This window comes from Streptomyces sp. NPDC037421 (assembly GCF_055602105.1).
The window spans coordinates 147,884-162,131 of record NZ_JBVJWV010000016.1 but is presented as its reverse complement, the minus strand read 5'-3'; the positions used below and the strand labels follow the sequence as shown (position 1 = coordinate 162,131).

Genomic DNA, 14,248 nt, shown 5'->3' with positions numbered 1-14,248 from the left:
TTTTCTTCTCTTCTTTGTTTTTTTTCTTCTTCCCCCCCCCCCACCCGTCCCACCCCCCCCCCCCCCCCCCCCCCCCCCCCCCCCCCCCCCCCCCCCCCCCCCCCCCCCCCCCCCCGGGGGCACGGGTGGCCCGCTGCCGGTCAGTCCTCGTCGGAGGAGCTGGGCAGCTTCGTCTGGATCAGGTCCATCACCGAGGAGTCGGCCAGCGTGGTGACGTCGCCGACCGCGCGGTTCTCCGCAACGTCGCGCAGCAGACGGCGCATGATCTTGCCCGAACGGGTCTTCGGCAGCTCCGCCACCGGCAGGATCCGCTTGGGCTTCGCGATCGGGCCGAGGGTGGTGCCGACGTGGTTGCGCAGCTCGGCGACCAGGCCCTCGGTCTCCGAGGCGGTACCGCGCAGGATCACGAAGGCCACGATCGCCTGGCCCGTGGTCTCGTCGGCCGCGCCGACCACGGCCGCCTCGGCGACCGAGGGGTGCGAGACGAGAGCCGACTCGACCTCGGTCGTGGAGATGTTGTGGCCCGAGACGAGCATGACGTCGTCGACCCGGCCGAGCAGCCAGATGTCGCCGTCGTCGTCCTTCTTGGCGCCGTCGCCCGCGAAGTACTTGCCCTCGAAGCGGGACCAGTAGGTGTCGATGAACCGCTGGTCGTCGCCCCAGATGGTGCGCAGCATCGACGGCCACGGCTCGGTGAGGACCAGGTAGCCGCCACCGCCGTTCGGGACCTCGTTGGCCTCGTCGTCCACGACCGTGGCCGAGATGCCGGGCAGCGCGCGCTGCGCCGAGCCGGGCTTGGTCGAGGTGACGCCCGGCAGCGGGGAGATCATCATGGCGCCGGTCTCGGTCTGCCACCAGGTGTCCACGATCGGGCAGCGGTCGCCGCCGATGTGCTTGCGGTACCAGACCCAGGCCTCGGGGTTGATCGGCTCGCCGACCGAGCCCAGCACGCGCAGGCTCGACAGGTCGAACTTCGCGGGGATGTCGTCGCCCCACTTCATGAACGTGCGGATCGCCGTGGGCGCGGTGTAGAGGATGGTGACGCCGTACTTCTGCACGACCTCCCAGAACCGTCCCTGGTGCGGGGTGTCCGGCGTGCCCTCGTACATCACCTGGGTGGCGCCGTTGGCGAGCGGGCCGTAGACGATGTACGAGTGCCCGGTCACCCAGCCGATGTCGGCGGTGCACCAGTAGACGTCGGTCTCCGGCTTGAGGTCGAAGACGGCGTGGTGGGTGTACGAGGCCTGCGTGAGGTAGCCGCCCGAGGTGTGCAGGATGCCCTTCGGCTTACCCGTGGTGCCCGAGGTGTACAGGATGAACAGCGGGTGCTCGGCGTCGAAGGCCTGCGGGGTGTGCTCCGTGGACTGGCGGCCGACCAGGTCGTGCCACCAGACGTCGCGGCCCTCGGTGAAGGCGGTGTCCTGGCCGGTGCGGCGCACGACGAGGACGTGCTCGACCTGCGGGCACTTGGTGACGGCCTCGTCGATGGCGGGCTTGAGCGCGCTGGGCTTGCCGCGGCGGTAGCCGCCGTCGGCGGTGATCACCAGCTTGGCGTCGGCGTCCTGGATGCGGGAGGCGACGGCGTCGGCGGAGAAGCCGCCGAAGACCACCGAGTGCGCGGCGCCGACACGGGCGCACGCGAGCATCGCGACGACCGCCTCGGGGATCATCGGCAGGTAGACGGCGACCCGGTCGCCCGCCCGCACACCGAGCTCGGTGAGGGCGTTGGCGGCCTGGGACACCTCGTCCTTGAGCTGGGCGTAGGTGATCGAGCGGCTGTCGCCGGGCTCACCCTCGAAGTGGATGGCGACGCGGTCGCCGTTGCCGGCCTCCACGTGCCGGTCCACGCAGTTGTACGCGACGTTCAGCTTGCCGTCGGCGAACCACTTGGCGAAGGGCGGGTTGCTCCAGTCGAGCGTCTGGGTGGGCTCGGTGTCCCAGCTCAGCCGGCGCGCCTGCTCGGCCCAGAAGCCCAGCCGGTCCGCGTCGGCCTGTGCGTACGCCGCCTCGGTCACGTTGGCGGCGGCGGCCAGATCGGCAGGCGGTGCGAACCGCCGCTCCTCCTTGAGCAGGTTGGCCAGGCTCTCAGTGCTCACGACATCTCCCTTTCCCAGAGTTTCCGTTGTCCCCGGGCATAGCTGTGTCTCCGGGCATAGCTCATCAGTCGGATGCCCAGGTGACAAGGGGTAGCCGGAAATTGGTTTAGACCTATATCACGACCGGGAGGGTCGCGGCGCAGGTCCACGAGCAGTCCACGGCGTACGAGCGGCCCCTTCCCGCTGCAGGGTGCGGGAAGGGGCCATCAGCTTGCACGGATACGGGAGGCTATCGGTTCGAGCAGCTCGTCGATCAAACGCTCTGGCCGACGCTGTCGAAAACCCGACAGTCGAAGAAGTCCTCTCCCTCGGACAGCAGATAGGCCTGCGCCTCGCCCACGTGGAAGTACATCCCGTGCAGCTCCAGCGTGCCCTCGGCGAGCCGGCGGGCCACCGATTCGTGGGCCCGCAAGTGCTCCAGCTGCTGCACCACGTTGGTCAGGCAGAGCTGTTCCACGGCGTCCGCCGGGAGCCGCCCGGAGATCCGGGCCCAGGCATGGTGCCGGCTGCCCATCCGCTCCAGGCTGGGCAGGCCGTGCCGCAGCCAGCGCATCAGCGGGGTCATCGGGGCTTCCGGGTGGGAGTTCAGCAGGGCCTGCATGGCCCCGCAGCCCGAGTGCCCGCACACCGTGATGCTGGCGACCTTGAGCACGTCCACGGCGTACTCGATGGCCGCGGCGACCGAGTCGTCGGTGGATTCGGCACCGGGCAGCGGGACGAGGTTGCCCACGTTGCGGACGGTGAAGAGGTCGCCCGGACCGCTCGCCGTGATCATGCTGGTGACCAGACGGGAGTCCGCGCAGGTCAGGAAGAGCTGCGAAGGGCGCTGCCCCTCACGCGCCAGCCGGGCCAGCTCGTCCCGGACGTGCGGGGCGGTGTCCCGCTGGAAGGTGCTGATCCCGCTGGCCAGTTGGCCGGCTCCGCCCCTGCGGGATGCCGTCTCGGCGACCGGGGCCCCGGACGCGCTGGGGATCGTACGCGCGACCGTGCCGCCGGGGCCCGCCGGGAGGGCGGGGGCGGGTGCCGCGCGATGGTCGCAGTGGTTCTGCCAGGGCGTCCAGGGCCGGCAGCAGTGGTGTGACCCGCGCCCGGAGTCGGTCCGGTGGTGGCCGCCGCCCGCACCGGACTTGGAGCCGCTCCGGGCGTGCTCGGCGGGGGGCGAGGCGGGTCCGGGGGCCGGGTGCGGATCCGAGCCGGGGTCCTCTCCGGTGCGCGCGTGCGCACCCGGGCCGGAGTCCGCGTCCGTGGCCGCCTCCGCGCCCCTGTCCGCTTCCGGGACCGCGTCCGCGACCGCATCCGGACCGGTGCCCGCGAGGGCCCGCCCGCCCCGGCCGGTGAGTTGCAGCGATCCGCCGTGCGCCAGGTGCGAGTTCTGCCAGTCCTGCAGGGTCTCGTAGGCGGCGTGGTCCATGAACGAGCCGTCCAGCTCGACCACCACGTGCCCTCCGTGCGGGACCTGGCTCAGGACCCGGCTCAGCCGGGGGACGGCCAGGAAGGTCAACTGGCCGCGGGCGTAGACCCGGTGTACGCCGTCCAGCTCTTCCAGCGTGATCCGGGTCCGGGTCAGCCGGCGCAGGGCCAGTGCCACGGCGACCGCGATCCCGACGGCCACGCCCTCCAGCACCCCGCCCAGCACCACGGCGACGATGGTCGTCGCGTAGACCAGCACCTCGCGGTGCCGGGTGACCGTACGCAGGTGCGTGAAGCTGACCATCTGGACGCCGACGGCCATCACCAGGGCGGCCAGCGCCGCGAGCGGGATGAGGTCGAGGACGGGGACGAGCAGCCCCGCCGCGAGCACCACCCACAGCCCGTGGAACATGGCTGATTTTCGGCTGACGGCACCCGACTTCACATTGGCCACGCTGCGCACGGCCACACCCGTGATGGGCAGTCCGCCCAGCATCCCGGAGACGATGTTCGCCGCACCCTGGCCGCGGAGTTCGCGGTCGAGGTCGGCGCGGGGCGGGCGGTTGTCCGTACCGCGCTCGGAGGCGATCAGCTTGTCGGTGGCGACCGAGGACAGCAGGGACTCCACGCTTCCGACCAGCGTGATGGTCAGGACGGCGGCGATCAGGCCGAGCACCGGCCCCTCGGGCAGCTCGGGCAGCGCGTGGCTGCGCCAGGACGGCAGGTCCACCCGGGGGAGGGTGAGCCCGGCCAGCGCCGCGAAGGCGGTGGCGGTGGCCACGGCCGCCAGCGCGGCGGGCACCTTGCGCAGGGCGCGGCCCACCCGCCCGGGCAGCCTGCTCCAGCCCAGCAGTACGCACAGCGTCAGCGCGCTCACCCCGAGCGCCGCCGGGTGGGGATCGGCCAACTGGGCCGGCAGCCCGAGGACATTGGCCACGGCGGAGCTCTGCGGACTGCCCCCGAGCACGATGTGCAGCTGGGCCAGGGCGATGGTCACGCCGATGCCGGCGAGCATCCCGTGCACGATCGCCGGGCTCACCATGAGCGCCGACCGGGCGGTGCGCAGGAGTGCGAGCCCGAGCTGGCAGACGCCGGCGAGCACGGTGATGGCGCAGGTGGTGCGCCAGCCGTAGTGCTGGATCAACTCGGCGGTCACCACGGTGAGTCCGGCGGCCGGACCGCTGACCTGGAGGGGGGCTCCGCCGAACCGGCCGGCCACGATCCCGCCCACGGCCGCGGCCACCAGCCCCGCCTGGAGCGGGGCGCCGGTGGCGAGCGCGATGCCGAGGGAGAGCGGCAGGGCGATGAGGAAGACGGCGGCGGACGCGGACAGGTCCGCGGGGAGGTCCTTGAGCGGACTTCGCTTCTGAGGGCTGGTCGGGGCTGGGGTCGGGGTTGTGGCTGGGACTGTGGCTGTCATGGGTTCCCGTCTCCTCTGAGGAGGGATGAAGCGGCGGGAGTCTCAACACTCGGTAAATGAATGGTAATGGAGAGTAAAGAACCGTGGTGGGCAATGCGGGCAAATGGACTAGAAATTAGCACTCAAGGGTGAATAGGCATCTTGTCTGGCTTGTCACACCTTCCTAAAAGTGGACCGCATGGGACGTTGCGTCGCGAAAAGTCCCGCGATGGAACTGCGAGGGAGAGGTGTGCGGATGATCGCCGCCACGAAGAAGATCGCCGGCGGCCTGGTCGCCACGGCCCTGGTCCTGTGCGCCGCCGGGTGCAGCGGTTCCGGGCCGGCCAAGCCCGGGGCTCCCGGCGGCCAGGGTGCGAGGAAGGGGCCCGCCGCCCCGGACGCTCCCGGCAGCCTCAACCGCCTCATCGGCGACGGCTCGACCGCCTACACCGGCTCGCAGCCGAACGTGCAGGCGCCGCAGAAGCTGAAACCCGGTGAGAAGCCCCCGCAGTTCGTGGTGTTCTCGTGGGACGGCGCGGGCGAGGACAGCCAGAAGCTCTTCTCGCACTTCCGCGAGGTGGGCAAGCAGTACAACGCCCGGATGACGTACTTCCTCAGCGGCGTGTACCTGCTGCCGGAGGAGAAGCGTTCCCTCTACACCGCGCCGCAGCACTCCTCGGGCCTGTCCGACATCGGCTTCGGCGACCTCCAGGGCATCAAGGACACCGCCACCCAGGTCCGCGCGGCCTGGCTGGAGGGCAACGAGATCGGCACCCACTTCAACGGCCACTTCTGCGGCCCGGACGGAGGCGTCGGCACCTGGTCGGTGGCGGAGTGGAAGAGCGAGATCAGCCAGGCCAAGTCGTTCGTCAAGAACTGGAAGACGAACGCGGGCCTGAAGGACATGGCCCCGCTCCCCTTCGACTACGACAAGGAGCTGATCGGGGCCCGCACTCCCTGCCTCGAAGGGCAGAAGAACTTCATGCTGGCGGCCAAGGACATGGGGTTCCGCTACGACTCCAGCGGCATCAGCAAGCAGATCTGGCCCAAGAAGACGGACGGGCTCTGGGACCTGCCGCTCCAGCTGGTGCCCATGCCCGGGCGCGCCTTCGACACGCTGAGCATGGACTACAACTACATGGTCAACCAGTCCGGCACGACCACGCAGGGCGACCCCTCGCAGCACCAGTACTGGGGCGACCAGATGCGCGACGGCCTGCGGCAGGCCTTCGACCGGGCCTACCAGGGCAACCGCGCGCCGCTGATCATCGGCAACCACTTCGAGTCGTGGAACGGCGGCACCTACATGCGGGCCGTCGAGGAGTCCATCAAGGGCATGTGCACCAAGCCGGAGGTGCGGTGCGTGCCGTTCCGTGAGCTGGCGGACTGGCTGGACGCCCAGAACCCGAAGACGCTGGAGTGGATGCGCACCCTCGACGTCGGCGAGGCGCCGAAGGAGGGCTGGACGAAGTTCCTCACCGCGGGGCCGCCGGCGGCCCCGGCCGCCCCGTCGGGTGCGGACAAGGTCAAGCCGGCTGAGGAGCGGGCAGCGGAGCAGGACGAGGGCTGACCAGGGCCTCGTGGAGGACGAAGGCGGGGTCGATCTGGTCCGCCAGGTCGACCCCGGTCTTGGCGTTCCCCCAGCTCTCGGCGTTGCGCAGGTGGAAGTGCACCATCTGCTCGGTGTACCTGCCCCAGTCGCGGGCCGCGTAGGAGTCCTCCGCCGCGTCCTGGAGCGCCTGGAGCGCGAGCCGGTTGCTCGCCTCCAGCAGTTCGAACGCGGCCGGACGGCCCCGCTCCATCGCCCGGACCCAGTCGGAGTGCCCGAAGGTGACGAGCAGGTCCTCGCCCACCTCGTCCTGGAGGAACTCGATGTCCTCCGGACCCTGCACCTTGTTGCCGACCACCTTCAGCACCACCCCGAAGTCCCGGGCGTACTCCTTGTACTGGCGGTAGACCGAGACGCCCTTGCGGGTCGGCTCGGCGACCAGGAACGTCACGTCGAAGCGGGTGAACATGCCGGACGCGAAGGAGTCGGACCCTGCCGTCATGTCGACGACGACGTACTCGTCCGGGCCGTCGACCAGGTGGTTGAGGCAGAGCTCGACCGCGCCGACCTTCGAGTGGTAGCAGGCCACGCCCAGATCGGACTCGGTGAAGGGGCCCGTCGCCATCAGCCGTACGGAGTCCCCGTCGTCGAGCGGCAGCGTGCGCGCACAGGCTTCGTAGACCGGGTTGTCCTCGGTGATGCGCAGCAGGCGCGAGCCGGCACCGGGCGGCGTGGTCTTGATCATGCTGTCGGCCGAGGCGATGCGCGGGTTGGAGCCGCGCAGGTACTCCTTGATCAGGGGCAGGTGCGCGCCCAGGGCGGGCAGCGCGGCGGCCTCGTCGTCGGTGAGCCCGAGGGCGGCCCCGAGGTGCTGGTTGATGTCGGCGTCCACCGCGACGACGGGTGCTTCATTGGCTGCGAGGTGGCGGATGAAGAGGGAGGACAGCGTGGTCTTCCCGCTGCCGCCCTTTCCCACGAAAGCGATCTTCATGTTCACCAAGCGTAGCGGGTCGGTCGCGCGGCGTGGTCAAGGTGAGTGAAGAAGACCACTCCAAGGAGGGGTCGGTGCTATGGGCGCGAAGTGCGTAGGCTCCCTACTTATGAGTAGCGCTTCTGACCCGCTGGCGGCCCTCGGATCCCTGCCGGGGGTCGCGGAGTCCGTGGATTCCGTACGCAAGGCCGTGGACCGCGTCTACGGGCACCGGGTGATGCGCCGGCGCAGCGGCGAGATCACCTCGGAGGCCGCCCTGCGCGGCGCCCGGGGCAGCGCGGCGCTGTCCGGTGCCGACTGGGCGCTGGAAGAGGTGCGCCGCCGGACCGACTTCGGGGCGGAGGACGAGGCGCGCACGGTGGGCGCCGCGCTGCGTCTGACGGCGGAGGCCGGACAGCTGCTGAGCATCTGGCGCCAGTCGCCGATGCGGGTGCTGGCGCGCCTGCACCTCGTCGCCTGCGGGGCGACGGGGACGACCGCTCCGGCCGGGGCGGCTCCGGCCGGGGCCACCGGTGTCGGCGACGTGGTCGGCAGGCCGCGGCTGGCGGGCGAGCCGGTGGACGAGCCCCTGGTGGACCTGCCGCTCCCGAGCGCCGAGGAGGTCGCGGGCCGGCTGGACGGCCTGTCCCGGCTGGTCATCGCGGGCGGGTCCGCTCCGGCGCTGGTCACGGCCGCGGTGGTGCACGGGGAGCTGCTGGCCCTGCGGCCCTTCGCCTCGTACAACGGGCTGGTGGCGCGCGCGGCCGAACGGATCGTGCTGATCAACAGCGGGCTGGACCCGAAGGCGATCTGCCCGGCGGAGGTCGGCCACGCGGAGCAGGGGCTGCAGACCTACCTGAAGGCCTTCGAGGGGTACCTCTCCGGGACCGCGGAGGGGATGGCGGCGTGGATCGGGCACTGCGGCCGCTCGATCGAGCTCGGCGTGCGCGAGTCGACCGCGGTCTGCGAGGCGCTCCAGCGCGGCGCGGCCTGAGGCCTCACCCGCGGCCCGGCCGGGGGGTCCCGCCGGGGGGTCGTTCCGGGGGTCTCGGTTGGGGGCGCGGGCGGGTTTCCGGCTGGGCACAGGGTTGCGGCGACACCGTACTGCTCTGGTGTCGCCGCTGGCATTCACGCCCAGTTACCAAGCGTCCTCGATGGTTGCCCATCAGGCCGGGAACTTTGCCCGTGGCCTGGTGCGGCTGGCCCGTAATCGACGGGTCGACGTCGCGTGGGTGCTCGGCGTTCCTGCTTCGGTCCGTGGGCCTTACTGCGTTTTAAAGATGATCCTCTCGGATGTTCTTTGGTCTCGCGGGCCGTGACTCCTTTGTACTCCGCTTCGGTGCCGAGCGAAACCCCTGGCCGGAGTTCTTTACTTTCCGGGGCGAGCCGGGGTGAATCGGACACCTCATATCGTCCCAGGTCGGGACGTGTCGACGGGGTGTCGACGGGCGGCCGGGCGCTGCCCGCCGGGGGGCCGGGCGGGGCGGGCGGGTGCCCGCCCCGGAGCGGTCAGGCCGAGGCGGCGGAGGCGCCCGCGCGCCGGCGGCTCGCGTACCAGACGAGCCCGGCGGTGGCCGCCGCCGCGCCGACCGCCGCCGCCGCGACGAGGGCGGGCCGCGCCGGCATCGACAGTCCGGGCAGGCGCTGCTTCAGCCGCACCGGCCGGTTGAACACCAGGACCGGCCACTCGCGCGCGACGGCCTCGCGCCGTAGCGCGCGGTCGGGGTTGACGGCGTGCGGGTGCCCGACGGCCTCCAGCATCGGTACGTCGGTGATCGAGTCGCTGTACGCGTAGCACCGCGCGAGGTCGTACCCCTCGGATTCGGCGAGCTCGCGCACGGCCTCCGCCTTCGTGGGGCCGTAGGCGTAGTACTCGATCTCCCCGGTGAAGCAGCCGTCCTCGCCGACCACCATGCGGGTGGCGACGATCCGGTCCGCGCCGAGCATCTCGCCGATCGGCTCGACGACTTCGGCGCCGGAGCTCGACACGATCACCACGTCACGGCCGGCCGTGTGGTGGGCCTCGATGAGGGAAGCGGCCTCGTCGTAGATGATCGGGTCGATCAGGTCGTGCAGGGCTTCGGCGACGATCTCCCGGACCTGCTGGACGTTCCACCCCTTGCAGAGGGCGGACAGGTACTCCCGCATCCGCTCCATCTGGTCGTGGTCGGCGCCGCCGGCCAGGAAGATGAACTGGGTGTAGGCGGTCCGCAGCACGGCGCGGCGGTTGATCAGGCCGCCCCGGTAGAAGGACTTGCTGAACGTCAGAGCGCTCGACTTCGCAATGACCGTCTTGTCCAGGTCGAAGAAGGCGGCGGTCCGAGGCAGCGAGTGCGGCAAGGGCTGATTTTCCACGACCCGAGCATATGCGCCCACCATTCGGCGTAAGGTGTGGCGCGTGGGTTTGCCTGAGAAGGCTCTCGGGTACACCATGGAAGTCACGGATCGTTCGCGACCGTGCTAACCCGGTCTGGCTCCTCCCCCCCCGAGTCGGACCGTGGGGACGACCCCCGCTCTCCCCCCCGGCGGGGGTCGTCGCATGTCCGGACGCGGTTCGCGCCCCCTTCACCCGGTCTTCGGCGGCCATCATCTCGGCCCTCCTTCCTCGACGGGCCCGTCGTGTGCAGGCCTCCACCCCTCCAGACTCGTGACGCTGCGTAGTTGTTCCGCAGCGCTGTGGAACTCACCTGATGGTGTGGCGAAGTTATTCACAGGCGCCTTCTTGTCCACAGTTTTCGAGCAAGATCCACTTCTTTTTCCGGATCCCTCCACCGTGATTCCAGCCGCGAAGTCCGCGGCTCGTGGATTTGCAGTGAGAAGGGGGCGGAGATCGTGGCTGGATCGAAGTCGTGTGAAGCGCAGGCACCCGTGGTGGCCGGTGGAGGAGGGCCCCGAGGCCGTGCCGGGGGCGCCGTGCCCGGTGGCGGACGGCCGCTGATCATCACAGAGGACCCGCTGCTCCTCGACGACCTGCTGCGGCTGTGCGCCGCCGCGGGCGCCGAGCCGCACGTGCACCACGCGGTGCCCGAGCAGAGCGGAGCCGGGACGGGGGGTGCGGGATGGGATTCCGCACCCCTGGTGCTGGTCGGGGACGACGCCGCCCGCCGGGTGCGCGGGGCGCCGCGCCGGGACGGGGTGTTCCTCGTCGGGCGGGACGTCGACGACCCCTTCGTCTGGCAGCGGGCGGTGGAGATCGGCGCCCAGGAGGTCCTGCGCCTGCCCGACGCCGAGAGCATGCTCGTCGACCGCATCGCCGATGTGGTGGAAGGCGCGGGGCGGCCCGCGCTGGCCGTCGGGGTGATCGGCGGCAGCGGCGGCGCCGGGGCGTCCACCCTGGCCTGCGCGCTCGCCCTCCGGGCGGCCAAGGGCGGTGAGCGCACCATCCTCATCGACGCCGACCCGCTCGGCGGAGGCATGGACGTACTGCTCGGCGGCGAGAGCGCCGAGGGGCTGCGGTGGCCCGACTTCGCCGCCTCGCGCGGCCGCGTCGGGGCCGGGGCGCTGGAGGAATCCCTGCCCGAGCTGCACGCGCTGCGGGTGCTGAGCTGGGACCGCGGGGAGCGGGTGGTGGTGCCGCCCGCCGCGATGCGGTCGGTCGTGGCAGCCGCCCGCAGGCGGGGCGGGGTCGTGGTGGTCGACCTGCCCCGGCGGGTGGACGAGGCCGTGGCGGAGGTGCTGGCCCAGCTGGACCTCGTGCTGCTGGTGGTGCCGGGCGAGCTGCGGTCGGTGGCCGCGGCGGGGCGGGTCGCCGCCGGGGTGCGCATGGTGGCCCGGGACGTCCGGGTCGTCGTGCGGGGCCGCTGTCCCGACGGGCTCGACGCCGAAGCCGTGGCGGGGCTGCTGGGGGCGCCGCTGGCCGGGGAGGTGCCGGTCGAGGTGGGGCTCCCGGGGAGGGTGGCCGAGGGGGAACCGCCGGGTGCGCGGGGCACGCTGGCCCGCTTCTGCGACGGCTTCTGGCGGCGGGCGCTCGGCTCCGCCCAGGGGGTGCCGGCATGAGCGCGGTGCTGCTGGACGCGGTGCGCCAGCACCTCGCCGAGAGCGGGGCCGAGCCCACGCCCGCCCGGGTCGCGGCGGCCCTGCGGGCACAGGGGCGGCTCCTCGGGGACGCGGAAGTGCTGGGCGTGGCGGCCGAGTTGCGGTCAGAGCTGGTGGGCGCGGGGCCGCTGGAGCCGTTGCTCGCCGACCCCGCCGTCACCGACGTGCTGGTGGCCGCCCCGGAGCGGGTGTGGGTGGACCGGGGCGGCGGGCTGGAGCTGACCCCGGTGACCTTCGCCGACGCCGAAGCCGTGCGCAGGCTGGCCCAGCGGCTGGCCGCCGTGGCGGGGCGGCGGCTGGACGACGCCCGGCCCTGGGTGGACGCCCGGCTGCCGGACGGCACCCGGCTGCACGCGGTGCTGCCTCCCGTGGCGGTCGGATCGGCGTGCCTGTCGCTGCGCGTGGTGCGGCCGAAGGCGTTCACGCTGGACGAGCTGGTCGCCGCCGGGACACTCCCGCCGGGCGGGCAGCGGCTGCTGCGGGCGATGGTCGAGGCCCGGCTGTCGTTCCTCGTCTCCGGCGGGACCGGGACGGGGAAGACCACCCTGCTCAGCGCCCTGCTGGGGCTGGTCGGGCCGGGTGAGCGGATTGTGCTCGCCGAGGACTCCGCCGAGCTGCGCCCCGACCACCCCCATGTGGTGCGGCTGGAGACCCGGCCCGCGAACCAGGAGGGGGCCGGGCTGGTCACCCTCGCCGACCTGGTCCGCCAGGCCCTGCGGATGCGGCCCGACCGGCTGGTGGTCGGCGAGGTGCGGGGTGCGGAGGTGGCCGACCTGCTCGCCGCCCTGAACACCGGGCACGAAGGGGGCTGCGGCACGGTGCACGCCAATGCCGCGGGGCACGTGCCCGCCCGGCTGGAGGCGCTCGGGACGGCAGCGGGGCTCGACCGGGCCGCCCTGCACAGCCAGCTGGCGGCCGCGCTGACCCTGGTGGTCCACCTGGTCCGGGACCGGTCCGGGCGGCGGCGGGTGGCCGAGGTGCACGTGCTGGAGCGGGACCCGGCCGGGCTGGTGGTGACCGTGCCCGCGCTGCGCTGGGGGCCGCGCGGCTTCGTGCGGGAGGCCGGCTGGACGCGGCTCGCCCCGCTGCTGGGGGGTGCGCGGTGAACGCCGGGGCGCTCGGGTCGGTGCCGGTGTTCGCCGGGGTGCTCTGCGCCGGGGCGGCGGCCTGGGGGCTGGCCGGGGGTGAGCGGCTGCCCCGGCGGGCCCGGCTGGTCCTGGCCGGGGGCGGGCCGCTGGTTCCGGGCGGGCCGGCGCCCGGGCAGCGGCTGGCGGCCGCGCTTCGGGTACGGGCCGCGCGGTGGCGGGAGTGGGCCGGTCTGGCGGCCGGGCTGCTGGTCGCCGTGGTGGGCGGGTCGCCGATCCCGCTGCTGCTCGGCGCGGCCTCGGTGCCGCTGCTGCGGCGCTGGCTGCGGGCCGGGGCGCGGGAGCGGGCGCGCACCGCCCGTGCGGCGGGGGTCGTGGAGCTGTGCGGTGCCGTCGTGGGGGAGCTGCGGGCCGGTGCCCAGCCGGGGAGGGCGCTGACCGTGGCGCTACGGCGTACGGCGGCCGGTCCCGGAGGTCCGGGGGCGGCGGAGGCGGGGGTGCTGGCGGCCGCCGCGTTCGGCGGGGACGTGGCCGGGGCCCTGCACCAGGCGGCCCGGGAGCCCGGTGCGCGGGGACTGGCCGGGATGGCGGCCTGCTGGCGGGTCTCGGTGGACGGGGGAGCGGGCCTGGCGGCCGGACTCGACCGGCTCGAAGGGGCGTTGAGGGCCGAGCGGGACCGGGAGGAGTCGCTGCGGGCCCAGCTCGCGGGGGCCAGGTCCACGACGGTGGTGCTCGCGCTGCTGCCGCTGGTGGGCCTGCTGATGGGCACCGCGCTGGGAGCGGATCCGCTGCGGGTGCTCCTGCACTCTCCGGTCGGATGGGGCTGCCTGCTGGCCGGCGCGCTGCTGGAGGCACTGGGGCTGCTGTGGTGCCGGCGGATCGTGCGGACGGCGGAGCGGTGATGGACGGCTCCGCGGTCCACAGGCTGGGGACGGCGTTGTGCGTGGCGGCACTGGTGTGGTGGCCGGCCTCGGCGGTGGTGGCGCGGCTGGGGCGGCGGGTGGTCCGGCGCAGGACCGCGGTGCTCTTCCGGGCCGGGCCGGTGCGGCGGGGGCCGCTGTGGGGTCCGGGGGTCCGCGCCCCGGTGCTGTCCTGGGCGGGGCCCGCCGGGGCGCTGCTGGCGGGCTGGGTACTGGTCGGCGGGGTGCCGGGGGTCCTCGCCGGGTGCGGGGCGGCGTTCGCGGTGCGGCGGCTGCTCGCGCGGGCCCGGCCGTCCGGCGGGCCGGATCCGCGGGAGGCGGAGGGGCAGTTGCCGTTCGCGGCGGACCTGCTGGCGGCCTGTCTCGCGGCGGGGGCGGGGCCGGTGGAGGCGTCCGAGGTGGTCGGGGAGTCGCTGGGCGGCCCGGTGGGCGAGCGGCTGGCGCTCGCGGGTGCGGAGCTGCGCCTCGGCGGCGAACCGGGGGCCGCGTGGGGGAGGTTGGCGGAGATACCCGGGGCGCGGGGGCTGGCGGAGTGCCTGGAGCGCGCCGCGCGGACCGGGGCGCCGGCCGCGGAGCCGGTCTCCCGCCTGGCGGCGGCCCTGAGGGCGGACCGCTCCCGGCGGGCGGGTGCCCGGGCGCAGCGGGCGGCGGTGCTCGTCACCGCTCCGGTGGGGCTGTGCTTCCTCCCCGCGTTCCTCGCGGTCGGGGTGGCGCCGGTGGTGATCGGAATGGCCTCGGGACTGCTGTCGCAGCGGTGACGCGCACCGGCCGGACCGTCGGATTC

At 73.3% G+C, this 14,248-nt stretch carries 10 protein-coding genes; 6 read left to right on the top strand and 4 right to left on the bottom strand.

Translation table 11 applies throughout. The annotated features are described in order from the left end of the window. Positions 1-140 precede the first annotated feature (140 nt). Positions 141-2,096, bottom strand: coding sequence for an acetate--CoA ligase (gene acs / locus ACZ7IF_RS23340; protein ID WP_470974363.1), 1,956 nt, complete (start codon positions 2,094-2,096; stop codon positions 141-143). A gap of 253 nt (positions 2,097-2,349) precedes the next feature. After that, positions 2,350-4,926: a SulP family inorganic anion transporter gene (locus tag ACZ7IF_RS23335; RefSeq protein ID WP_470974360.1), complete on the bottom strand. Its 2,577-nt coding sequence runs from the start codon at positions 4,924-4,926 to the stop codon at positions 2,350-2,352. A 235-nt stretch (positions 4,927-5,161) separates the two neighbouring features. On the opposite strand from ACZ7IF_RS23335, the gene ACZ7IF_RS23330 reads away from it, so the two are divergent. Then, positions 5,162-6,475 (top strand): polysaccharide deacetylase family protein, encoded by a 1,314-nt coding sequence (locus ACZ7IF_RS23330; protein WP_470974357.1) that lies wholly within the window; start codon positions 5,162-5,164, stop codon positions 6,473-6,475. Here the strand turns inward: ACZ7IF_RS23330 and ACZ7IF_RS23325 are convergent. After that, positions 6,432-7,445, bottom strand: a complete 1,014-nt coding sequence (locus ACZ7IF_RS23325; RefSeq protein WP_470974354.1) for an ATP-binding protein — start codon at positions 7,443-7,445, stop codon at positions 6,432-6,434. The genes ACZ7IF_RS23330 and ACZ7IF_RS23325 overlap by 44 nt on opposite strands. Positions 7,446-7,554: 109 nt before the next feature. Here ACZ7IF_RS23325 and ACZ7IF_RS23320 point away from each other — a divergent pair, with 109 nt between their 5' ends. Next, on the top strand, positions 7,555-8,418 hold the full coding sequence (locus tag ACZ7IF_RS23320) for a Fic family protein (RefSeq protein WP_470974351.1): 864 nt from the start codon (positions 7,555-7,557) through the stop codon (positions 8,416-8,418). 515 nt (positions 8,419-8,933) lie between these two features. Here ACZ7IF_RS23320 and ACZ7IF_RS23315 read toward each other — a convergent pair. After that, positions 8,934-9,803 carry an HAD family hydrolase gene (locus ACZ7IF_RS23315; RefSeq protein ID WP_470974348.1) on the bottom strand — a complete coding sequence of 290 codons (870 nt, stop codon included), beginning with the start codon at positions 9,801-9,803 and terminating at the stop codon, positions 8,934-8,936. 489 nt (positions 9,804-10,292) lie between these two features. Between ACZ7IF_RS23315 and ssd the strand changes: the two genes are divergently transcribed. From ssd to ACZ7IF_RS23295, 4 genes are read left to right on the top strand one after another with little or no spacing between them, the layout of a single operon-like run. Beyond that, a complete protein-coding gene (gene ssd / locus ACZ7IF_RS23310; protein WP_470974381.1) occupies positions 10,293-11,420 on the top strand; it encodes a septum site-determining protein Ssd in 1,128 nt (375 codons plus the stop codon). Next, positions 11,417-12,565: a TadA family conjugal transfer-associated ATPase gene (locus tag ACZ7IF_RS23305; RefSeq protein ID WP_470974345.1), complete on the top strand. Its 1,149-nt coding sequence runs from the start codon at positions 11,417-11,419 to the stop codon at positions 12,563-12,565. The genes ssd and ACZ7IF_RS23305 overlap by 4 nt, the downstream gene beginning before the upstream one ends. Then, a complete protein-coding gene (locus ACZ7IF_RS23300; protein ID WP_470974342.1) occupies positions 12,562-13,446 on the top strand; it encodes a type II secretion system F family protein in 885 nt (294 codons plus the stop codon). Before ACZ7IF_RS23305 ends, ACZ7IF_RS23300 begins: the two co-directional genes overlap by 4 nt. Continuing rightward, complete coding sequence (locus ACZ7IF_RS23295; RefSeq protein WP_470974339.1) at positions 13,446-14,222, top strand: type II secretion system F family protein; 777 nt, start codon at positions 13,446-13,448, stop codon at positions 14,220-14,222. The genes ACZ7IF_RS23300 and ACZ7IF_RS23295 overlap by 1 nt, the downstream gene beginning before the upstream one ends. Positions 14,223-14,248 lie beyond the last annotated feature (26 nt).